Raw genomic sequence first — 25290 nt, 5'->3', positions numbered from 1 at the left:
CGGAGCTTGTCCTCGGTGGACATTCTGGTCGCCTCTCAGGAAATGCCGAACTCGGTGCCGAGCAGCTCGAAGACCTCGTCGTCGCCCGCCTCGTCGAGCCGTGCCACGAGACCGGTCCGGTCGGCGGGCCGGTCCCACTTGCCGAGCAGGCCGCGCAGCAGCGCGGTCACCTCGGCGCGCCGCTGCTCGTCGGCGAGGTCCTCGGCGGTCGGCGCGGCGAGCCGGGCCAGGTCGGCGGTGATCGGGACGGGTTCCGGTCGCAGGGCCGCCAGCAGGTGGTCGGCGAGCGCCGCCGGGTTGGGGTGGTCGAACACGAGCGTGCTCGGCAGCCGCAGACCGGTGGCCGCGCCGAGCGCGTTGCGCAGCTCCACGGCGGTCAGGGAGTCGAAGCCCAGTTCGGAGAACGCGCGGTCCTCCTCGATCGCCTCCGGCCGGGCGTGGCCCAGGGCGGCGGCGACGTGCCCGCGCACCAGGTCCAGCAGCACGGCGCGGCGCGCGGGCCCGTCCAGGTCGGCCAACCGCCGCGCGAGGTCCGGCGCGCTGCCCGCCGCCGCCGCGCGCCGCCGGGGCGCGCGGACCAGGGACCGCAGCACCGCCGGCGCGTGGTCGGACGGTGCGAGGTCCAGCCGGATCGGTGCCAGGAGGCCGTGCCCGGTGGCCAGCGCCGTGTCGAGCAGCGCCAGGGCCTCGTCCTCGGCGAGCGCCGTGACACCGCCCCGGTCGACGCGCCGGCGCTCCGCCTCGCCGAGCCGGTCGGCCATGCCACCCGCCCACAGGCCCCACGCCAGCGACACGCCGGGCAGGCCCTCGGCACGGCGGCGGGCCACCAGGGCGTCGGCGAACGCGTTGGCCGCCGCGTAGTTGCCCTGACCCGCGTTGCCGAACACACCGGCCGCCGACGAGAACACCACGAACGCCGCCAGGTCGTGGTCGCGCGTCACGGCGTCGAGCGCGACGAGGCCGTCCACCTTGGGCCGGAACACCCGGTCGACGCGCTCGGGCGTCAACGACGACAGCACGCCGTCGTCCAGCACGCCCGCCAGGTGCACGACGGCCGAGAGCCGCTCGCCCGCCAGGGCCCGCGCCAGCGCGGCGCGGTCGGCCACGTCCAGCGCGGCCCGGCGCACGCGGGCGTCGAGGCCGTCGAGGTCGTCCCCGTCGCCGGACCGCGAGACCAGCAGCAGGTCGCGCACGCCGTGCTCGGCGACCAGGTGCCGCGCGACCACCCGGCCCAGCGCGCCGGACGCGCCGGTGACCAGCACCGTCCCGGCCCCGAACCCCGGCCGCTCGCCCACCTCGTCGGTGGCGACCCTGGCCAGGCGCGGCACGAGCACCGCACCGCCGCGCACGGCGAGCTGCGGCTCGCCCGAGGCCACCGCGCCGGGCAGCGCCGCCGCGTCACCGGACACGTCCACCAGGGTCAGCCGGCCGGGGTGCTCCGACTGCGCGGTCCGCAGCAGGCCCAGCGCCGCCGCCGCGGCCGGGTCCGGGTCGGGCCCGGTGGCGTCCCGAGTGACCAGCACCAGGTGGGAGTCGGCGAACCGGTCGTCGGCGGTCCACGCCGCGACCACGTCGATCGCGCGCGCCACGGCGGCCCGCGCCTCGTGCGGCAGGTCGCCGTCGCCGGTGCCGATCGCCACGACCACCACGTCCGCCGCCACCAACTCGTCGGCGGTGGTGACGGTGAGGCCGTGCGCCCGCACGGCGTCCGCGACGCCCAGCGGGTCGGGCCCGACCACCGCCCAGGAGCCGGTCGGCGCCCCGCCTGCCACGGGCAGCCAGTCCAGGCGGAACAGCGCGTCCACGGCGGCGGCCCGGACGGCGGACTCCTCCGAGGCGGTCGCCGCCACCTCCCGCAGCGCCAGCGTGCCGACCGACAGCACCGGCGCGCCGGTCGGGTCCGCGGCGTCGAGCCGCACACCACCGTCGGTCGGCGTGACGCGCACCCGCAGGGCGGTCGCGCCGGCCGCGTGCAGCGCCACGTCGGACCAGGCGAACGGCAGCGCGGGACCGCCCGCGCCGCCGGTAAGCGCGACCGCGTGCAGCGCCGCGTCGAACAGCGCCGGGTGCACGCCGAACCCCGTCGCGCGGACGTCCTCGGGCAGCTCGACCTCGGCGAACACCTCGTCCCCGCGCCGCCACGCGGCCGTCAGGCCCTGGAACACCGGGCCGTAGGCGAGGCCGCGAGCGGCGAGCTCCGCGTAGAGGCCGGTGACGTCGAGCGCTTCGGCGTCGGCCGGCGGCCACTCGCCGAGGGCGGCCGGCGCGGGCGCACCCGGCGCGAGCACGCCCTGCGCGTGCTCGGTCCACGGCCCGTCGTCGAGCCGCGAGTGCACGGTCACCGCGCGGCGGCCCCGGTCGTCGGCGTCGGCGACCATCAGCCGCACCTGCACCGCGCCCCGCTCGGGCAGCACCAGCGGCGCGGCGAGCGCCAGGTCCTCCACGCGGTCCGCGCCGACCTCGTCGCCCGCGCGCACCAGCATCTCCACGAACGCCGTGCCGGGCAGGAGGACCGCGTCGCCGACGGCGTGGTCCAGCAGCCACGGGTGCGTGCGGCGGGACAGCCGGGCCGTCCACGCGGTGCCCGAGCCCGGCAGGTCGACGGCCGCGCCGAGCAGCGGGTGGTCCGCCGCCGTCACACCGACCGACGCCACGTCGCCGGCCCGTGCCACGACCCGCGGCCAGAACCGCTCCTCCTGGAACGGGTAGGTCGGCAGGTCCAGGGCACGCCCACCGTGCGGCGCGAGGAAAGCCGCCCAGTCCACCGGGATCCCGCGCGTGTGCAGGACGCCCAGCGCGGCGACGGCGGTGCGCTCCTCGTCCCGGTCGGCGCGCAGCACCGGCACGAAGGCGGCGTCGGCGCTCTCCGGGCCCAGGGCGGTGAGCACCGCGTCCGGGCCGAGTTCGAGGAAGGTCCGCACGCCCTGGTCGTGCAGGGTGGCGACGGCGTCGGCGAACCGCACCGCCTGCCGCACCTGACCGACCCAGTACTCCGGCGAGCGCCACTCGTCGGTCACCGGCTTGCCCGTCACCGTCGAGACGGCGTCGATGCCGGGCTCGTGGTAGGTCAGGGACTCGGCGACCTGCCGGAACTCGGCGAGCATCGGCTCCATCAGCACCGAGTGGAACGCATGACTCACCACGAGCCGCTTCGTCTTGCGCCCACGCGCCGCGAAGCCCTCCGCGATCGCCAGCACTTCCTCTTCCACACCCGAGAGCACCACCGACGACGGCCCGTTCACCGCCGCGACCGACACACCCGGCGTCAGCTCGACCTCGTTCTCGGCGGCCTGCACCGCGACCATCGCCCCGCCTTCCGGCAGGGCCTGCATCAACCGGCCACGCGCCTTCACCAGCGTCGCGGCGTCCGCCAGCGACAGCACACCCGCCACGTGCGCGGCGGCCAGCTCACCGATCGAATGCCCGGCGACGACGTCGGGCCGGACACCCCAAGACTCCAGCAGCCGGAACAACGCCACCTCGACCGCGAACAACGCCGGCTGGGTGTACTCGGTCCGATCGATCAGGTCGGCACCCAACTCGCCCAAAGGCATGTCGAACGCGGCACACACCGCGTCGAACGCCTCCGCGAACACCGGGAACGCGTCGTGCAGCCCACGGCCCATCCCCACGCGCTGCGCACCCTGCCCGGTGAACAGGAAGGCCAGCGTGCCGTCCACGGGACGCCCGGTCACGACGTTCGGCGACGCGGTACCGGCGGCCAGCGCGCCCAGGCCCTCGCGCCAGTCGCCGACCACGACGGCACGGCGGTCGAACGTGGACCGACCCGTCACGAGCGAGTGGGCCACGTCGGCGGGCGACACGTCGTCGGTCAGCCGGTCGAGGATGCGGCTCGCCTGGGCCGCAAGGGCTTCCGCACCGCGCGCGGAGATCACCAGCGGCAGGACGGCGTCCGACGGCCGGCGCTCGGGCTCGGCGACGGCCGGTGGCTGCTCCAGCACGACGTGCGCGTTGGTGCCGCTCACGCCGAACGACGACACCGCCGCCCGCCGCGCACGCCCCACCTCCGGCCAAGGCCGGCTGTCGGTCAGCAGCTCCACGGCCCCGGCCGACCAGTCGACGTGCGACGACGGCTCATCGGCGTGCAGCGTCTTCGGCAGCACGCCGTGCCGCATCGCCATGACCATCTTGATGATCCCGGCCACGCCCGCCGCCGCCTGCGTGTGACCGATGTTCGACTTCACCGAACCCAACCACAACGGCTCGTCGCGGTCCTGACCGTAGGTCGCCAGCAACGCCTGCGCCTCGATCGGGTCACCGAGAGCGGTACCGGTGCCGTGCGCCTCCACCACGTCCACATCGGACGGACGAAGACCCGCGCTGCTCAACGCCTGCCGGATCACCCGCTGCTGCGAAGGACCGTTCGGCGCGGTCAGACCATTGGACGCGCCGTCCTGGTTCACCGCCGAACCCTTGACGACCGCCAGCACGCGATGTCCGTTGCGCCGGGCGTCCGACAACCGCTCCACCAGCAGCATGCCGACGCCCTCGCCCCACCCGGTGCCGTCCGCACCCGCGCCGAACGCCTTGCACCGACCGTCCGCCGCCAACCCGCGCTGCCGGCTGAACTCGATGAACGCCCCCGGCGTCGACATCACCGTCACGCCACCGACCAGCGCCAACGAGCACTCACCGGCCCGCAGCGCCTGAGCCGCCAGGTGCAGCGCCACCAACGACGACGAGCACGCGGTGTCCACCGTCACCGCCGGACCTTCGAGCCCGAACGTGTAGGACAGCCGGCCGGAGGCGACGCTGTGCGCGCTGCCCGTGCCCATGTGGCCTTCGGCGGCCTCCTCGGACTGGCTCAGCAAGGTCGCGTAGTCGTTGTACATCACGCCGACGAACACGCCGGTGCGGCTGCCGCGCAGGGACACCGGGTCGATCCCCGCGCGCTCGACGGCCTCCCACGACGTCTCCAGCAGCAACCGGTGCTGCGGGTCGATGGTCAGCGCCTCACGGGGGCTGATGCCGAAGAACGCCGGGTCGAACAGGTCCGCGTCGCGCAGGAACCCGCCCTCCCGCGTGTAGCTGGTGCCCCGCTGGTCCGGGTCGGGGTCGTAGAGCGCGTCCACGTCCCAGCCCCGGTCCTCGGGGAACGGCACGACGGCGTCCTCGCCCGCGAGGACGAGCCGCCACAGGTCCTCGGGCGTCCGCACCCCGCCCGGAAAGCGGCAGCCGATGCCGACGACCGCGATCGGCTCGTCCACGGCCGCGACGCGCGCGACCTCGGCCGGCGCGGCGGCGGGTCCGGCGAAGTGCTCGTGCAGGTGCCGGGCCAGCGCCAGCGGTGTGGGGTGGTCGAACACCAGGGTCGCGGGCAGCCTCAGCCCGGTCTCCGCGTGGAGCGCGTTGCGCAGCTCCACGGCCGCCAGGGAGTCGAAACCGAGGTCGGTGAACGCGCGTCCGGCCTCGATCGCCGCCGCGCCCGCGTGCCCGAGCACACCCGCCACGGCGGTGCGCACGAGGTCGAGCAGGGTGCGCAGCGGGTCACCGGACGCGGCCAGCCGGGCGGCGAACGCCTCGGTGCCGGGCACGAACGCGGCGGCCTTGCGCGGCGCGCGGGTCCGCAGCAGCGGGACGTCGTCGGCGCGGGACCGGTCCACGCGCAGCAGCACCGGCGCGGCGTGCTCGCCGCCCACGGCCGCGTCGAACAGCGCCAGGCCGTCCTCCGCGCCGAACGGGAGGAACGGGCCGCGCCGCGCGGTCCCCTCGGCCATGCCGCCGCCGACCGACCACGGGCCCCAGGCCAGGGCCACCGCGGGACGGCCGTGCACCCGGCGGTGCTGGGCGAACGCGTCGAGGAAGGCGTTGGCCGCGGCGTAGTTGCCCTGCCCCGGCGCGCCGAGCACGCCGCTCGCCGAGGAGAACAGCACCAGCGGCACGTCCGGCGCGAGGTCGTCGAAGGCCAGCGCCGCGTCCACCTTGGGCCGCAGGACGGTGTCGAGCCGCTCGGGGGTGAGCGCCGACAGCACGCCGTCGTCCAGCACGCCCGCCGCGTGCACGATCGCGGTCACCCGGTGCTCGGCGAGCACGGCGGCCAGCGCGTCGCGGTCGGCCACGTCGCAGGCCACGTGCGCCACGTCGCAGGCCACGTCGACCGGTGCGCCGGACCGGCTCAGCAGCACCAGGCGGCGCACGCCGGGCGTGGCGGCGAGGTGGCGGGCGACGAGCCCGCCGAGCGCGCCGGTCGCGCCGGTCACCAGGACGGTGTCGCCGAGGTCGAGCGGGTCGCCGGCGCGCCCCCGCTCCAGGCGCGGCGTCAGCACGCGCCCGTCGCGCAGCGCGGCCTGGGGTTCGCCGGCGGCCAGGACGGCGGGCAGCAGCGCGAAGTCCGCGCCGTCGACCAGCGTGACGCGGCCGGGGTGCTCGGACTGCGCCGAGCGCACCAGGCCCCACACGGCGGCGTGCGCGAGGTCGGTGACGTCCTCGTCGGGCCGGGTGGCGACCGCGCCGGTCGTGGCGATCACCAGGTGGGCGTCGGCGAACCGGTCGTCGGAGGTCCAGCGCCGCACCAGCTCCAGGGCCCGCGTGGTCGCGCCGCGCACGTCCGACCCGGTCAGCGGCACCACCACCACGTCGGCGGCGGGGTCGAGGTCGTCCTGGGCCGGGACGTCGAGGCCGGGCAGCGGTGGGCCGACGACGACCCAGCGGCCGTCGCGGGCGGGTCGGGCGTCGACCGGGCGCCACGCCAGGTGCAGCAGGGCGTCCGGTCGGGGCCGGGCGTCGAGCCGGTCGGCCGGCAGCGGGCGCAGGGTCAGGGAGTCGACGGTGATCACGGGCGCGCCCGTGCCGTCCACGGCGGTCAGCGCCACCGCGTCCGCGCCGACCGGGCTGATCCGGACGCGCAGCGCCGACGCGCCCACCGCGTGCACGGTGACGCCCCGCCAGGCGAACGGCAGCCGGGCGCCCTCGGGACCGGTGAGGAAGTCGCCGAGGGCGATGCCGTGCAGGGCCGCGTCCAGCAGCGCGGGGTGGACGCCGTAGTCCTCGGCGCGGTCGTCGGCCACGCGCACGTCGGCGAACACCTCGCGGCCACGCCGCCACGCCGAGCGCACGCCCCGGAACAGCGGGCCGTACTCGATGCCCAGCTCGGTGAAGGCGGCGTAGAAGTCGTCGAGGGCGACCGGTTCGGCGTCGGCGGGCGGCCACTCGGCCGGTTCCACCGGGGCGGGACCGGCCGTGCCGAGCGTGCCGGTGGCGTGGGCGGTCCACTCCGCGCCTTCCGCGCGGGAGTACACGGTCACCGCGCGGTCGCGCACGACGACCTGCACCTGCACACCGCCGCGCGCCGGCACGACCAGGGGCGCGGTGACGGTCAGCTCGTCCACGCGGTCGCGGCCGACGGCGGCCCCGGCGTGCGCGGCCAGCTCGACCAGGGCGCTGCCGGGCAGCAGCACGACGCCGCCGACGACGTGGTCGGCCAGCCACGGCGCGGTCGCCCGCGACAGCAGGCCGGTGAACACGACGCCGTCGGCGTCCGGCAGCGGGACGGCCGCGCCCAGCAGCGGGTGGCGCGCCGCGTCGAGGCCGGCGGAGGTCACGTCACCCGTCGCCGGGGTCGCGTCCAACCAGTACCGCTGCCGCTGGAACGGGTAGGTGGGCAGGTCGACCCGCCGCGCGGGGGTGTCGGCGAAGAACGCCGGCCAGTCCACCCGCACGCCGCGCACGTGCAGCGCCGCGACGGCCGCCGCGACGGCGAGCGGTTCGGGCCGGCCGGCGCGCACCGAGGGCACGAAGGCCGGTCCGTCGCCCAGCGCGGTCAGCACGGCGTCCGGGCCGATCTCCAGGAACGTCGTGACGCCCGCGGCACGCAGGGCGGCGACTGCGTCGGCGTACCGGACGGTGGCGCGGACCTGCCCGACCCAGTACTCCGGGTCGGTCCAGTCGGCGGCCTGCCCGGTGACGGTGGAGATCGCGGGCACCGCGGGTCCGGCGTAGGCGACGCCCGTGGCGACCTCGCGGAACGCGGACAGCATCGGCTCCATCAGCGGCGAGTGGAACGCGTGGCTCACGGCGAGCCGCTTCGCCTTGCGGCCCAGGGCGTCCACGACCGACTGCACGGCCTGCTCCGCGCCGGACAGGACCAGCGAGTCCTCGCCGTTGACCGCGGCGACCGCCACGCCCGGCGTCAGCAGCGGCAGCACCTCGTCCTCGGCGGCGCGCACGGCGACCATCGCGCCGCCGGGCGGCAGCTCCTCCATGAGGCGGCCCCGCTCGGCGACCAGCCGGGCGGCGTCGGGCAGCGACAGGACCCCGGTGACGTGGGCGGCGGCGAGTTCGCCGATGGAGTGCCCCACCACGAAGTCCGGCCGGACGCCCCAGGACTCGACCAACCGGCACAGCGCCACCTCGAACGCGAACAGCGCGGGCTGGGTGTTGCCGGTGCGGGCGAGCCGGTCGGCGTCCAGGTCGGCGAGCGGGACGTCGAAGTGCGCGCACACCTCGTCGTAGGCCCGCGCGAACACCGGGAACGCCTCGCGCAGCTCGCGGCCCATGCCGACGCGCTGGGCGCCCTGCCCGGTGAACAGGAACGCGACCTTGCCGCCGGCCGCCTGGCCGCAGTGGACGTCCGGGTGGGTCGTGCCCTCGGCGAGGGCGGCGAGGCCGGCGCGGAACCCGGCCGGGTCGGCGGCGACGACGGCCGCGCGGTGCTCGGCGGCGAACCGCGTGGTGGCCAGGGAGAACGCCAGGTCGCCCCAGTCGTCCCGGCCGTCGGACACCAGGCGCAGCAGCCGGTCGGCCCCGGCGCGCAGGCCCTCGGGCGACTTGGCGGACAGCACCCACGGCAGCGGGCGCGCGGGCGAGGAGGGCGCGGGCTCGGGCTCGGGCGGCGCCTGCTCCAGGACGACGTGCGCGTTGGTACCGCTGATGCCGAACGACGACACGGCCGCGCGGCGGGGGCGGTCCAGCTCCGGCCAGGGCCGGTCCTCCGTCAGCAGCTCGACGGCGCCGGCGGACCAGTCGACGTGCGGGGTGGGCTCGTCCACGTGCAGGGTCCTGGGCAGCACGCCGTGCCGCATCGCCATGATCATCTTGATGATGCCGGCGACACCCGCGGCGGCCTGGGCGTGACCGAGGTTCGACTTCACCGAACCCAGCCACAGCGGCTCTGCCCGGTCCTGCCCGTAGGTGGCCAGCACCGCCTGCGCCTCGATCGGGTCACCGAGCGTGGTGCCGGTGCCGTGCGCTTCCACCGCGTCCACATCGGACGGTCGCAGGCGCGCGTCGGCCAGCGCCTGCCGGATCACCCGCTGTTGCGAAGGGCCGTTCGGCGCGGTCAAGCCGTTGGACGCGCCGTCCTGGTTCACCGCCGAACCCTTGACGACGGCCAGCACGCGGTGACCGTTGCGCCGGGCGTCCGACAACCGCTCCACCAGCAGCATCCCGACGCCCTCGGCGAAGCCCGTGCCGTCGGCGGCGGCGGCGAAGGACTTGCACCGGCCGTCGGCCGCCGAACCGGCCTGCCGGTCGAACTCGGCGAACACGCCCGGCGTCGACATCACCGTCACGCCGCCCGCCAGCGCCATCGTGCACTCGCCCCGGCGCAGCGACTGCACCGCCAGGTGCAGGGCGACCAGCGACGACGAGCACGCCGTGTCCACCGTGACCGCGGGGCCCTCGAAGCCGAACGTGTAGGCCACGCGGCCCGACATCACGCTGCCGGAACTGCCGTTGCCCAGGTAGCCCGCCACGTCGTCGGGCACGGAGGAAAGCCTTGAGGCGTAGTCGAAGTACATGACGCCCGCGAACACACCCGTGCGGCTGCCCCGCAGCGTCGCGGGGTCGATGCCCGCGCGTTCCAACGCCTCCCAGGAGGTCTCCAGCAGCAGGCGCTGCTGCGGGTCCATCGCCAGCGCCTCACGCGGCGAGATGCCGAAGAACGCCGGGTCGAAGTCGAGCGCGTCGTGCAGGAAACCGCCGACGCGGGTGTCCTCGAACCAGCCCTCCCAGCCCCGGTCGGCCGGCAGGGGCGTCAGCACGTCGCGCCCGGCGGCCAGGACGTCCCACAGGTCTTCGGGCGACCGCACGTCGCCGGGGAAGCGGCAGCCGATGCCGACGACGGCGATCGGCTCGTCCACCGGTCCCGCCGTAGCGACCACCGCCGGCGCGGCGGGCGCGGCGCCGCCCAGCTCGGCGGCCAGGTGCGCGGCCAGCGCGGCGGGCGTCGGGTGGTCGAACACCAGGGTCGCGGGCAGCCTCAGCCCGGTGACCCCGTTGAGCCGGTTGCGCAGCTCCACGGCGGTCAGCGAGTCGAAGCCGAGTTCCTTGAACGCGCGGTCCGCGCCCACGTCGTCGCCCGCCGCGTAGCCCAGGACGTTCGCGGCCTGTGCGCGCACCAGGTCGAGCAGCGCCGCCTCGTCCAGCGCCGCACCGTCGACGTCGACCCGCGCCGCGACCCGGCGCGTGGGCGTCCGCAGCAGACCCCGCAGCAACGCGCCCATCGCCTCGGGCACCGGCCGGCCGCGCAGCGCGGCCAGGTCCAGCCGCACGGTCGCCAGCACCGGTTCGCCGGACGCGACGGCGGTGTCGAACATCCGCAGGCCGTCCTCGGTGGACAGGGCGGCGACGCCCATGCGCGCCATTCGGGCGATGTCCGCGTCCGCCAGGTGCCCGGTCAGGCCGGTCCGCTGGTCCCACAGGCCCCACGCGAGCGAGGTCGCGGGCAGCCCCATCGCCCGCCGGTGCCGCGCGAACGCGTCCGTGAAGGCGTTGGCGGCGGCGTAGTTGGCCTGACCGCCACCGCCGAACAGCCCCGACGCGGAGGAGAACAGCACGAACGCCGACACGTCGCCGACCAGCTCGTGCAGGTTGAGCACCGCGTCCACCTTGGGCCGCAGCACGGTGTCCACCCGCTCGGGGGTCAGGGCGGTGAGCACGCCGTCGTCCAGCGCGCCCGCCGTGTGCACCACGGCAGCCACCTCGCGATCGGCGAGCACGGCGGCCAGCGCGGAGCGGTCTGCCACGTCGCACGCGGCCAGGTCCACCCGCGCGCCCGCCGCCGCCAGATCCGCCACCAGCTCCGCCGCGCCGGGGGCGGCCGACCCGGACCGGCTCAGCAGCAGCAGGTCCCGCACGCCGTGCGCCACGACGAGGTGCCGCGCCACCAGCGAACCGAGGGTCCCGGTCGCACCCGTGACCAGCACGGTGCCGTCCGGGTCGAACACCGGCGGGTCGACCGGCGCGACGCGGGTGAGCCGAGCGGCCAGCGCCGTGCCGCCGCGCAACACCACCTGCGGCTCGTCGCAGGCCAGCGCGGCGGGCACCAGGTGGGCCGACTCGTCGTCGGTGTCCACCAGCCCGAACCGGCCGGGGTGCTCGGACAGCGCGGACCGGACCAGCCCCCACACGGCGGCGTTCGGCAGGTCGGTGACGTCCGGGCCGGCCGCGCCACGCGTGACGAGCACCAGCCGGGAGTCCGCGAACCGGTCGTCCGACACCCACCGCTGGAGGAGCGCGAGCGCGGTGCCGACCGCGGTCCTCGTCGCGCCACCGGGTTCGCCCGCGACCGGGGCGAGGGGAACCACGACCGTCGCGGGCACCTCCGCGCCCGCCAACGCGTCGAGGTCGTCCACCACCGCGTGCGGCGCTTCCGCGCGGCCCAGCGGGACGGGGACCCAGTCCACCCGGTAAGGCAGCTCCGCCGGGGTGCCGAGGGCACGCGGGTCCACCGGTCGCAGCACCAGGTCGCCCACCTCGGCGACCGGCGCGCCGGTCTCGTCGGCGACCAGCAGCGACACGCCGTCACCGCGCCGCGACAGCCGCACCCGCAGCGCGGTCGCGCCCGTCGCGTGCAGCTCGACGTCCCGCCAGGCGAACGGCAGCCGCACGCCACCGGCCCGGTCGAGCAGCCCCAGCGGGTGCAGCGCCGCGTCGAGCAGCGCCGGGTGCAGGCCGTACCGGTCGGCGTGCTCCGCCTGGTCGGCGGCGAGGCGGACCTCCGCCAGCACGTCCTCCCCGTCCCGCCACGCCGCCCGCAACCCCTGGAACGCCGGCCCGTACTCGAACCCGGCGTCGGCGAGCACGGCGTAGAAGTCGTCCACCGGCACCGGTTGCGCGCCCGGCGGCGGCCATGCGCCGGTCAACCCGTCCGGCACCGCGCCGGCGGCGACGAGCACGCCTTCGGCGTGCCGGGCCCACACCGCGCCGGACCACTCCGGTTCGTCCTCCTCCGGCCGGGAGTGGACCGTCACCGCGCGCCGCCCCTCCGCGTCCGGCGCGGCCACCCGGACCTGGACCTGCACCGCGCCCTGGGCGGGCACGACGAGCGGCGCGGACAGCGTCAGCTCGGCGACCCGTGGGCAACCGACCTGGTCGCCCGCCCGGACCGCGAGTTCCACGAACGCCGTGCCGGGCAGCAGGGCCACGTCGCCGACGGCGTGGTCCGCCAGCCAGGGGTGGGTCGCACGGGACAGCCGACCGGTGAACAACAACCCGTCGGAGTCGGCGAGCGCCACGGCCGCCGTGAGCAGCGGGTGGTTCGCGGGGTTCAAGCCGGCGGCGGAGATGTCACCGACCACCGGCGCGAGCTTGGGCCAGAACCGCTTGCGTTGGAACGCGTAGGTCGGCAGGTCGATCCGCTGTCCACCGGGCACGACCGCCGTCCAGTCCGGCTCGACACCCGCCACGTGCGCTTCACCCAGCGAAGTCAGCGCACGCGCCAACCCGCCTTCATCGCGGCGCAACGTCCCCAACACCACCGCGTCACTGCCGGCCGCATCCAGCGTCTCCTGAACACCCAACGTCAACACCGGGTGCGGACTGCACTCCACGAACACACCGAACCCATCGGCGGCCAACCGCTCCACCGCACCCTGCAACCCGACCGTCCGACGCAAATTCCGGAACCAGTAACCGGCATCCATCTCCGCACCGGACAACACCGACCCGGTCAACGTCGAATAGACCGGCACCTCACCCTCACGCGGCTTGATCCCGGCCAACACAGCCAGAATCTCGTCCTCCAACTGCTCGACGTGAACAGAATGAGAGGCGTAGTCCACCGCGATACGCCGCGCACGAACATCATTCGCGGACGCGTGCTCCAGCAAGCCCTCCAGCCCGGCCACATCACCCGAGACCACCACCGACCCCGGACCGTTCACCGCCGCGACCGACAAACCCTCCCAACGGGAGATCAGTGCTTCAACCTCGGCCACCGGCAGGCCGACCGACACCATCCCACCACGACCGGCAATACCGGTGATCGCCTTCGACCGCAACACCACCACACGCGCGCCGTCCTCCAACGACAACGCACCCGCCACCACCGCAGCCGCGATCTCACCCTGCGAATGCCCCACCACAGCAGACGGACGCACACCCCACGAACGCCACAACTCCGCCAACGACACCATCACCGAAAACAACACCGGCTGAACAACATCAACCCGATCGAAATCACCAGACCGGACCACATCCAGCAGGTTCCACTCCACGAGTGGGTCGATCGCAGCCGCACACTCCCCCATCCGCCCCGCGAACACCGACGACTGCTCCAACAACTCCACAGCCATACCAACCCACTGCGACCCCTGACCAGGGAACACGAAGGCGGTCTTCCCGCCGTGGGCCACGCCGGTCACCGGCTCGCGCTCCGCGAAGTCCGCCGGCGCTTCACCCACCAGCACGGCGCGGTGCGGGAAACGGGCGCGGGACACCGCCAGCGTGTGGGCGACGTCGACCGCGCGGACATCGGGGTGCTCGACCGCGAACGCCCTCAGCCGCGCCACCTGCTCGGCCAGCGCTTCCTCCGTGCGCGCGGACACCACCCACGGCACCGGGCCGGGGACGTCCTCGGTCGGGGCGGTCGACGGCTCGACGTGCTCCAGGATCACGTGGGCGTTCGTGCCGCTCACCCCGAACGCGGAGACGGCGGCGCGGCGCGGCCGGTCCACCGCGGGCCACGACCGGGCCTCGGCCAGCACCTCCACCGCACCGGACTCCCAGTCCACGTGCGGCGACGGCTCGTCCACGTGCAGCGTCTTCGGCAGCACACCCGCCCGCAGCGCCATCACCATCTTGATCACACCCGCGACACCCGCCGCCGCCTGCGTGTGACCGATGTTCGACTTCACCGAACCCAACCACAACGGCTCGTCACGACCCTGACCGTAGGTCGCCAGCAACGCCTGCGCCTCGATCGGGTCGCCAAGAGCGGTACCGGTGCCGTGCGCCTCCACCACGTCCACATCGGACGGGGTGAGTCGCGCGTCGGCCAGCGCCTGGAGGATGACCCTTTCCTGGGACGGGCCGTTGGGCGCGGAGATCCCGTTGGACGCGCCGTCCTGGTTCACCGCCGACCCGCGCACCACGGCCAGGACCGGGTTGCCGTCGCGCAGGGCGTCCGAAAGGCGTTGCAGCAGCACGACACCGACGCCCTCGGCCGGGCCGAAGCCGTCGGCGGAGGCGGCGAACGCCTTGCAGCGGCCATCGGCCGCGATCCCGCGCTGGCGGCTGAACTCGACGAACGCGGCGGGCGTTGTCATGACGGTCGCGCCGCCCGCGAGCGCCATCGAGCACTCGCCGCTGCGCAGCGCCCGCACCGCCAGGTGGAACGCCACCAGCGACGACGAGCAGGCCGTGTCCACGGTCACCGCGGGGCCTTCCAGCCCGAGGGTGTAGGAGATGCGCCCGGAGATCACGGCGGCGGTGGTGCCGGTGACCATGTAGCCCTCGCTGGACTCCTCGGCCACCGCCAGCAGTCGCGCGTAGTCCTGCGTGTTGGAGCCGACGAAGACCCCGGTGCGGCTGCCGCGCACCGAGGTCGGGTCGATGCCCGCCCGCTCGAACGCCTCCCACGACGTCTCCAGCAGCAACCGCTGCTGCGGGTCCATCGCCAACGCCTCACGCGGGCTGATCTCGAAGAACGAGGCGTCGAACCGGCTCGCCCCGGTGAGGAACCCGCCTTCGCGGGTCAGGCTCGTGCCGGGGTGGTCCGGGTCGGGGTGGTAGAGGGCGTCGAGGTCCCAGCCCCGGTCGTCGGGGAAGGCGCTGATGCCGTCACCGCCCTCGGCGACCAGCTGCCAGAGGTCTTCCGGCGACGACACGCCACCGGGGTAGCGGCACGCCATCGCCACGACGGCGACGGGCTCGGCGTCGGCCGACTCGACCTCCTGTAGGCGCTTGCGCGTCTTGTGCAGGTCCGCCGTGACCCGCTTGAGGTAGTCGAGGAGCTTCTCTTGATCCACCGGCGGAACCTCCATCACACCCCGACCGAAAAGCGCTCACCAGCGCGGAACGCGGGCAGGAAAAAGCGACTCGATATCAGTTGGCAAGCTAGGAGCGCCCGTTCCGCGCGAACAACCCCTACGGTCCCCCTAGCGGCCCCTAGGCTGCCCCGACCCCCACCACAACGGCCCCGACCTCGCCTTTCCCAGCGTGGCGCACGTCCTGGCGAAAGCGGAAATCGCACGCCACCGAGCTGTGGACGGTGCCGGAACAATTGCGCCTCGCACCGCGAGGGCACGCCACGCGCAAAAGGAAAGGCCCGCCCGGCACTGGGGCGACCGGGCGGGCCGAAGGCGGGTCAGACGCCCAATTCGCCGTCGATGAAGGCGAACAGCTCGTCGGCGTCGGCGGACCCGATGCGGTCGTCGACGGAGCCGTCCGCGGTCGGCTGGGCCGGGGCCTGCCAGCGGGCCAGCAGGGTCTGCAAGCGCATGGAGATCCGCAGCCTGGCCTGTTCGTCCGCCTCGACCTCCGCCAACCGGTCGGCCAGCGCGTCGAGTTCGGCGAGGGCCGACTCCGCGGTGCCCGGTTCGGCGATGCCCAGGTCCGCCAGGAGCTTGCGCGCCGCCGCGGCGGGCGTCGGGTGGTCGAACACCAGGGTGGCGGGCAGCTTCAGGCCCGTCGCCGCGCCGAGGCGCTTGCGCAGCTCCACGGCGGCCAGCGAGTCGAACCCGAGGTCCTTGAACGGGCGGTCGCCGCGCACCGCGTCCGCGCTGTCGTAGCCGATCACGGCCGCGGTGTGCGCTCGCACCAGGTCCGTCAGGACCGCCACGCGCTCCTCGGTGGGCAGGGCGGTGAGGTTGCGCAGCAGCTCGTCCCGGTCGGTGACCTGCTCGACCCCGGGGTCGGCGGACCGCTCGCGCGCGGCGGGCAGGTCGGCCAGCAGCGGGCTCGGGCGGGCGCCGGTGAACACCGGCAGGAACCGGGGCCAGTCGACGTCCGCGACGGCCAGCGCGACCTCGCCGTCCGCGACGGCCTGCCGCAGCGCGACGACCGCGTGGTCCGGCGTCATGGGTCGCAGGCCGCGGCTCGACAGGTACTCCTCGCCGATGCCGGCGGCCATGCCGTCGCCCGCCCACAGGCCCCACGCGAGGGAGGTGGCCGGGATGCCCCGGTCGCGGCACTGGCGGGCGAAGGCGTCGAGGAACGCGTTCGGCGCGGCGTACGCGCCCTGCGTGCCGCTGCCCCACACCCCCGCGCTGGACGAGAACAGCACCAGCGCGTCCAGCTCCGCAGGGTCGAGCAGTTCCGCCAGGTGCACCGCGCCCGCGACCTTCGCGGACACCGTGTCGGCCAGCAGCGCCAGGTCGGTGTCGGCGAGGGCGGCCGGGGTGAGCGCGCCTGCCGCGTGCACGGCGATCCGGACCTCCTCGTCGCGCAGGCCCGCGAGGAGGTCGGCCAGCGCTTCCCGGTCGGCGGCGTCGCACGCGGCGACGGTGACCCGCGCGCCCGCCTCGCGCAGCTCGGCGACCAGCTCCGGGGCACCGGGCGCGTCCGCGCCCCGCCGGCTGGTGAGCACCAGGTGCTCCACGCCCTCGCGGGCCAGCAGGCGGGCCACGTGCGCGCCGAGCGCGCCCGTGCCGCCGGTGACCAGGGCGGTGCCGCGCGGGCGCCACGTGCCGCCCGCCGCCGGGCCGGCCGGGACGAGCCGGCAGCCGAAGACGCCCGCCGGGCGGATCGCCACCTGGTCCTCGTCAGCGGCGGCGAGGACGGCGGCCAGCCGGTCCAGCGCGCGGTCGTCGAGGTCGGCGGGCAGGTCGACCAGACCGCCCCAGCGGTCGGGGTGCTCCAGCGCGGCCACCCGGCCCAGGCCCCAGACCTGGGCCTGCGCGGGACCGGTCACGTCCTCGGCGCCCGTGCTGACCGCGCCGCGCGTCGCCACCCACAGCGGCGCGCCGCCGTCCAGCGCCTGGAGCAGCGCCAGGGTGGCGGCGAGCCCGACCGGCACGGCCGGGTGGTCGCGGTGCGGCGCCTCGTCCAGCGCGAGCAGCGACAGCACGCCGTCCGCTTCGACACCGGCCAAGCGCCGCGCGATGGTCTCGCGGTCGGCGTACGGGTCGAGCGGGACGTGCACGGTCCGCGCGCCCTGACGCGCCAACCCCTCGGCGAGGGCGTCGGCGTCGAAGCCCTCGGGCGTGACCAGCAGCCAGGTCCCGAGCAGCGCGGACGCGCTCGGGGTGACGGCGGACCACGTCAGGCGGTAGCGCCAGGAGTCCACAGTGGACTCCTCCTGGCGACGGCGACGCCACGACGACAGCAGTGGCAGCGCCTGCTCGACCTTCCGCCGGTCCTCCGGCGAGTCCGCGCCCACCAGGGCTCCCAGTTCACCCCGCTCCACGGCGTCCCAGAACACCTCGTCCTCGGCGGTTGCGGGGGTCGCGGCACCCTCAAGCCAGTACCGCTTGCGCTGGAACGCGTAGGTCGGCAGGTCGATCCGCTGTCCACCGGGCACGACCGCCGTCCAGTCCGGCTCGACACCCGCCACGTGCGCTTCACCCAGCGAAATCAGCGCACGCGCCAACCCGCCTTCATCGCGGCGCAACGTCCCCAACACCACCGCGTCACTGCCGGCCGCATCCAGCGTCTCCTGAACACCCAACGTCAACACCGGGTGCGGACTGCACTCCACGAACACACCGAACCCATCGGCGGCCAACCGCTCCACCGCACCCTGCAACCCGACCGTCCGACGCAAATTCCGGAACCAGTAACCGGCATCCATCTCCACACCGGACAACACCGACCCGGTCAACGTCGAATAGACCGGCACCTCACCCTCACGCGGCTTGATCCCGGCCAACACAGCCAGAATCTCGTCCTCCAACTGCTCGACGTGAACAGAATGAGAGGCGTAGTCCACCGCGATACGCCGCGCACGAACATCATTCGCGGACGCGTGCTCCAGCAAGCCCTCCAGCCCGGCCACATCACCCGAGACCACCACCGACCCCGGACCGTTCACCGCCGCGACCGACAAACCCTCCCAACGGGAGATCAGTGCTTCAACCTCGGCCACCGGCAGGCCGACCGACACCATCCCACCACGACCGGCAATACCGGTGATCGCCTTCGACCGCAACACCACCACACGCGCGCCGTCCTCCAACGACAACGCACCCGCCACCACCGCAGCCGCGATCTCACCCTGCGAATGCCCCACCACAGCAGACGGACGCACACCCCACGAACGCCACAACTCCGCCAACGACACCATCACCGAAAACAACACCGGCTGAACAACATCAACCCGATCGAAATCACCAGACCGGACCACATCCAGCAGGTTCCACTCCACGAGTGGGTCGATCGCAGCCGCACACTCCCCCATCCGCCCCGCGAACACCGACGACTGCTCCAACAACTCCACAGCCATACCAACCCACTGCGACCCCTGACCAGGGAACACGAAAGCGACGCGATCCGCGCCCGTTACCGCCTCACCAACGGTCACCTCGGCGAGATCCTGCGCCAAGCCCGCCAGGTCGGCGCCGACGACCACCGCCCGGTGCGGGAACCGCGACCGCCCCGCCAGGGTCAGCGCCACGTCGTCCACCCGCGTGCCGGGGTGCTCGGCCAAGTGCTCCCGCAGCCGCTCGGCCTGCGCCCGAACGCCGGCCGGGTCCTTGGCCGACAGCACCCAGGGCACCGGCACGGACACCAGCTCGGCGGCGACCTCGGCCGGGGCGTCACCCTGTTCCAGGACGACGTGGGCGTTGGTGCCGCTGATGCCGAACGACGACACCGCCGCCCGCCGCGCGCGCCCCACCTCCGGCCACGGCCGGGACTCGGTCAGCAGCTCGATCGACCCGACCGTCCAGTCCACGTGCGGTGACGGCTCGTCCACGTGCAACGTCTTCGGCAGCACGCCTTCCCGGAGCGCCATCACCATCTTGATCACACCCGCGACACCCGCCGCCGCCTGCGTGTGACCGATGTTCGACTTCACCGAACCCAACCACAACGGCTCGTCACGACCCTGACCATAGGTCGCCAACAACGCCTGCGCCTCGATCGGATCACCCAAAGTCGTACCGGTGCCGTGCGCCTCCACCACGTCCACATCGGACGGAGAAAGGTCCGCGCTGCTCAACGCCTGCCGGATCACCCGCTGCTGCGAAGGGCCGTTCGGCGCGGTAAGGCCATTGGACGCGCCATCCTGGTTCACCGCCGAACCACGCACCACCGCCAGCACGCGGTGACCGTTGCGCCGGGCATCCGACAGGCGCTTCACCAGCAGCATCCCGACGCCCTCGCCCCACACCGCGCCGTCCGCCGCGGCGGCGAAGGGCTTGCACCGCGCGTGCGCGGACAACGCGCCCGCCCGGCTGAACTCGCTGAACGTGCCGGGCGTGAACATCACCGTCACACCACCGGCCAGCGCCATGTCGCACTCGCCGTTGCGCAGCGCCTGCGCGGCCAAGTGCAACGCCACCAAGGACGACGAGCACGCCGTGTCGACCGTCACCGCCGGACCCTCGAACCCGAACGTGTAAGCCACGCGGCCGGACGCGATGCTGCCCGACGTGCCAGTGCTGAGGTAGCCCGCGGCCTCCTCGGGGATCTCGGCGAGCCGGCTCGCGTAGTCGTGGTACATCAGGCCCGCGAACACCCCGGTCCGGCTGCCGCGCATCCCGGACGGGTCGATGCCCGCCCGCTCGAACGCCTCCCACGACGTCTCCAGCAGCAACCGCTGCTGCGGGTCCATCGCCAACGCCTCACGCGGCGAGATCCCGAAGAACTCCGGGTCGAAGTCCGCCGCGTCGTAGAGGAAACCGCCCTCGGGCGCGTACCCGCCGACACCGCCGACGGGCCAACCCCGGTCGGTCGGGAACGCGGAGATCGCGTCCACCCCGTCGAGGGTGAGCCGGAACAGCTCCTCCGGCGTGGTCACGCCGCCGGGGAACCGGCACGCCATGCCGACGATCGCGATCGGGTCGTCCGCGACGGCCGCCGGGCCGACCACGACGGGCGCGGAGTCGTCGCCGGTCAGCTCGGCGCGCAGCCGCTCCGCGAGCGCGGTCGGCGTCGGGTGGTCGAACACCAGGGTCGCGGGCAGCCGCAACCCCAGCGCCGCGCCGAGCCGGTTGCGCAGCTCGACCGCGGTCAGCGAGTCGAAGCCCAGGTCGGAGAACGCGCGGTCGGCGGCGATGGCGGCGGCGCCGGTGTGACCCAGGACGGCCGCGACCTGCGCGCGCACCAGGGTCAGCAGTTCGGCGGACTGCTCCTCGCGGGACAGCCCGGTGAGCCGGCGTGCCGCGCCCGCGGTCGCACCGGCCTTGCGGGCCGGTGGCCGCACCAGGCCGCGCAGCAGGGGAGGCACGCCGTCGCTCGCGGCCTTCGCGCGCACCGGGCCGAGGTCGAGGCGCATCGGCAGGACCAGCGTCCGGTCGGACCCGGCGGCGGCGTCGAACAGCGCCAGGCCCTCGGCGGCGGACAGCCCGCTGACGCCGGCGCGGCCGATGCGCTTGAGGTCGACGTCGGTCAGCGCTCCGGTCATCGTGCCGGTCTCCGCCCACAGGCCCCAGGCGAGGGACACGGCGGGCAGGCCCTCGGCGCGGCGGCGGGCGACCACGGCGTCCACGAACGCATTGGCCGCCGCGTAGTTGCCCTGACCAGCGTTGCCGAACACACCGGCCGCCGACGAGAACACCACGAAGGCCGTCACGGCGTGGCGGCGGGCGAGGTCGTCCAGCGCGACCACCGCGTCCACCTTGGGCCGGAACACCCGGTCCACCCGCTCGGGCGTCAACGCCTGCACGACACCGTCGTCCAGCACGCCGGCGGCGTGGACGACACCGGTCAGCGCCCGGTCACCCACCGCCGAGGCCAGCGCGCCGGGGTCCGCCGCGTCCGCCGCGGCCCACGTGACGGCGGCACCGAGGTCCGCGAGTTCGCGGGTGAGGTCCTCCGCGCCGACGCCGCCACCGCGGCTGAGCAGGAGGAGGTCGCGCACGCCGTGCTCGGTGACGAGGTGCCGCGCGACGAGCCTGCCCAGCGCGCCGGACGCGCCGGTGAGGAGGACGGTGCCACCGCCGAAGTCCGGGAGCTGCTCGGCCGCGCCGACCCTGGCCAGGCGCGGCACGAGGGCGGCGTCGGCGGTGAGGACGCCCTGCGGTTCGTCGGTGGCGAGGAACGCGGCGAGCCGGTCGTCCTCGCGGTCGCCCGCGACCAGGGCGAACCGGCCGGGGTGCTCGGACTGCGCGGAGCGGACCAGGCCCCACACGGCGGCGTGCACGGGATCGGTGTGGTCGGGCGTCACGACGACGAGCCGGCGGCCCGAGTCGTCGGCCGACCACGCGGCGACGGCTTCGACGGTCGCGTTGACGGCGGCGCGGGTCCGGGCCGGCAGGTCGCCTCCGGTCACGGGCGGCGACCACAGCACCACGTCGTCGGCACGCGCCTGGCCCAGCGGCAGCGGCACCCAGTCCAGGCCGAACAACGAGTCGGTCGCACCGGTGGGCCGCAGCCGCGCCGGGTCGACGGCCCGCAGCGCGAGCGACGCGACGGACGCCACGGGCGCGCCGGTCCCGTCGGCGGCGGTGATGGCGACGGTGTCGCCGCCCGCCGGCGCGAGGTGGACGCGCAGCGTCGTCGCGCCCACGGCGTGCACGGCCACGTCGTTCCAGGCGAACGGCAGCAGCGGACCGGCCGCGCCCGGCACGAAATCGCCCAGGGCGATGGCGTGCAGGGCGGCGTCCAGCAGCGCGGGGCTCAGCCGGAAGTCGCCCGCGACCGCCTCGGCCGGCTCGACCTCGGCGAACACCTCGCGCCCGCGCCGCCACGCCGCGCGCACGCCCTGGAACGCCGGACCGTAGCCGAGCCCGACCGCGGCCAGGTCGGGGTAGAGGTCGTCCACGGCGACGGGTTCCGCGCCGGCCGGCGGCCACGCGGTGAGGTCCGGCCCGGTCGGGGCGACCGGCGGGGCCAGGACGCCGGTGGCGTGCCGGGTCCACGGCTCGCCGTCGGTCAGCCGCGAGTGGATGGTGACGGGGCGCGTGCCGTCCGGCCGCGCGCCACCGAGGACCGCGCGCAACCGCACCGTCCCGGCGTCGGGCACGACGAGCGGCGCGGACAGCGTCAGCTCGGCCACCCGTGGGCAACCGACCTGGTCACCCGCCCGGACCGCGAGTTCCACGAACGCCGTGCCGGGCAGCAGGGCCACGTCGCCGACCGCGTGATCGGCCAGCCACGGGTGGCCTGCCCTCGACAGCGAGCCGGTGATCAGGACGTCCTCGCTGTCGGGCACGTCCGCGACGGCGGTCCACAGCGGGTGGTCGAGCGGCACGAGCCCGAGGGACGACGGGTCGCCCGACGGCGCGGTCGCGTCGAGCCAGTACCGCTCGCGCTGGAAGGGATACGTGGGCAGGTCGATCCGTTGCCCACCGGGCACGACCGCCGCCCAGTCCGGCTCGACACCCGCCACGTGCGCTTCACCCAGCGAAGTCAGCGCACGCGCCAACCCGCCTTCATCGCGGCGCAGCGTCCCCAACACCACCGCATCACTGCCGGCCGCATCCAGCGTCTCCTGGACACCCAACGTCAACACCGGGTGCGGACTGCACTCCACGAACACACCGAACCCATCGGCGGCCAACCGCTCCACCGCACCCTGCAACCCCACTCGCTGCCGCAGATTACGGAACCAATACCCCGCATCCATCTCCACACCGGACAACACCGACCCGGTCAACGTCGAATAGACCGGCACCTCACCCTCACGCGGCTTGATCCCGGCCAACACAGCCAGAATCTCGTCCTCCAACTGCTCGACGTGAACAGAATGAGAGGCGTAGTCCACCGCGATACGCCGCGCACGAACATCATTCGCGGACGCGTGCTCCAGCAAGCCCTCCAGCCCGGCCACATCACCCGAGACCACCACCGACCCCGGACCGTTCACCGCCGCGACCGACAAACCCTCCCAACGCGAGATCAGTGCTTCAACCTCGGCCACCGGCAAGCCGACCGACACCATCCCACCACGACCGGCAATACCGGTGATCGCCTTCGACCGCAACACCACCACACGCGCGCCATCCTCCAACGACAACGCACCCGCCACCACCGCAGCCGCGATCTCACCCTGCGAATGCCCCACCACAGCAGACGGACGCACACCCCACGAACGCCACAACTCCGCCAACGACACCATCACCGAAAACAACACCGGCTGAACAACATCAACCCGATCAAAATCACCGGACCTAACGACGTCCAGCAGGTTCCACTCCACCAGCGGGTCGATCGCAGCCGCACACTCCCCCATCCGCCCCGCGAACACCGACGACTGCTCCAACAACTCCACAGCCATACCAACCCACTGCGACCCCTGACCAGGGAACACGAAGGCCACTGGACCACCACCCCGCGAGGCCCCCGTCACCACCGAGCCGACCTCGCCGTCCGCGACCTCACCAAGCCCGCGCAGGAGGTCGTCGCGCGTGCGCCCGACCACGACGGCCCGGTGCGACAGGTGCGCCCGTGCCGCGCCCAGCGACCAGGCGAGATCGGCCAAGCGCGCATCGGGGTGGTCCAGCACGAAGGACCGCAGTGCCCGCGCCTGGGCCCGCACGCCCTCCTCGCCCCGACCGGACAGCGCCCACGGCAGCACGCCGGGCACCTCGGCCGGCTCCACCGGCGCTTCCTCGGGCGCCTGTTCCAGCACGAGGTGCGCGTTGGTGCCGCTGAACCCGAACGACGACACCGCCGCCCGGCGCGGCCGGTCGACCGCCGGCCACTCCCGCGACGACGTCAGCAGCTCCACCGCGCCGGCCGACCAGTCCACGTGCGGGGTCGGCTCGGACACGTGCAGCGTCTTCGGCAGCACACCCGTCCGCAGCGCCATCACCATCTTGATCACACCCGCGACACCCGCCGCCGCCTGCGTGTGACCGATGTTCGACTTCAGCGACCCGAGCCACAGCGGCTCGGCGCGCCCCTGGCCGTAGGTGGCCAGCACCGACTGCGCCTCGATCGGGTCGCCCAGGGTCGTGCCGGTGCCGTGCGCCTCGACGACGTCCACATCGGACGGTGCGAGCCGGGCGTCCGCCAGCGCCTGGAGCATCACCCGCTGCTGCGACGGACCATTCGGCGCGGTCAACCCGTTCGACGCGCCGTCCTGGTTCACCGCCGACCCGCGCACCACCGCCAGCACCGGGTGCCCGAGCCGGCGGGCGTCCGACAGCCGCTCCACCAGCAGCACGCCGGCGCCCTCGGACCAGCCGGTGCCGTCGGCGTCGGCCGAGAACGCCTTGCACCGCCCGTCCGCCGCCAGCCCGCGCTGCCGGCTGAACTCCACGAACGTGGTCGGCGTGAACATCACGGTCACCCCGCCCGCCAGCGCCAGGTCGCACTCGCCCGACCGCAGGGCGCGGACCGCGAGGTGCAGGGCCACCAGCGACGACGAGCACGCCGTGTCGACCGTGACCGCCGGACCCTCGAACCCGAACGTGAACGACACCCGGCCGGACGCGACGCTCCCCGAGGTGCCGGTCGCCAGGTACCCCTCGACGCCCTCGGGCACCTCCGACAGCCGCGACCCGTAGTCGTGGTACATCACGCCCGCGAACACGCCGGTCCGGCTGCCCTTCAGGCCCAGCGCGTCGATGCCCGCCCGCTCGAACGCCTCCCACGACGTCTCCAGCAGCAGGCGCTGCTGCGGGTCCATCGCCAACGCCTCACGCGGCGAGATCCCGAAGAACTCCGGGTCGAAGTCGGCGACGTCGTGCAGGAACCCGCCCTCGGCGACGTAGCTGGTGCCCTGTCGGCCGGGGTCGGCGTCCACGACGTCCTCGATGCGCCAGCCCCGGTCGGTCGGGTAGCCGGAGATCGCGTCGCCGCCGTCGAGCACGAGCCGCCACAGGTCCTCCGGCGACGACACGCCGCCGGGGTAGCGGCACGCCATGCCCACGATCGCGATGGGCTCCTGGTCGCGTTCCTCGACCTCGCGCAGCCTGCGCCGGGCCGCGACCAGGTCGGCGGTGGCCCGCTTCAGGTACTCCCGCAGCTTGTCCTCGGTCTGCATGTGGTCCACGGCTCCTC

2 protein-coding genes are annotated in these 25290 nt (G+C 74.7%); both read right to left on the bottom strand.

From position 1 onward, the window contains the following. Positions 1–35: 35 nt before the first annotated feature. A complete protein-coding gene (locus tag C8E97_RS15390; RefSeq protein WP_246018907.1) occupies positions 36–15209 on the bottom strand; it encodes a type I polyketide synthase in 15174 nt (5057 codons plus the stop codon). A gap of 338 nt (positions 15210–15547) precedes the next feature. Next, positions 15548–25282, bottom strand: coding sequence for a type I polyketide synthase (locus C8E97_RS15385; protein ID WP_211347022.1), 9735 nt, complete (start codon positions 25280–25282; stop codon positions 15548–15550). Between the last annotated feature and the right edge of the window lie 8 nt (positions 25283–25290).

It is taken from the genome of Saccharothrix australiensis (assembly GCF_003634935.1).
Classification (GTDB): Bacteria; Actinomycetota; Actinomycetes; order Mycobacteriales; family Pseudonocardiaceae; genus Actinosynnema; species Actinosynnema australiense.
Note: the sequence above shows the minus strand (reverse complement) of the source record. Positions and strands in the feature narration are given on the sequence as shown.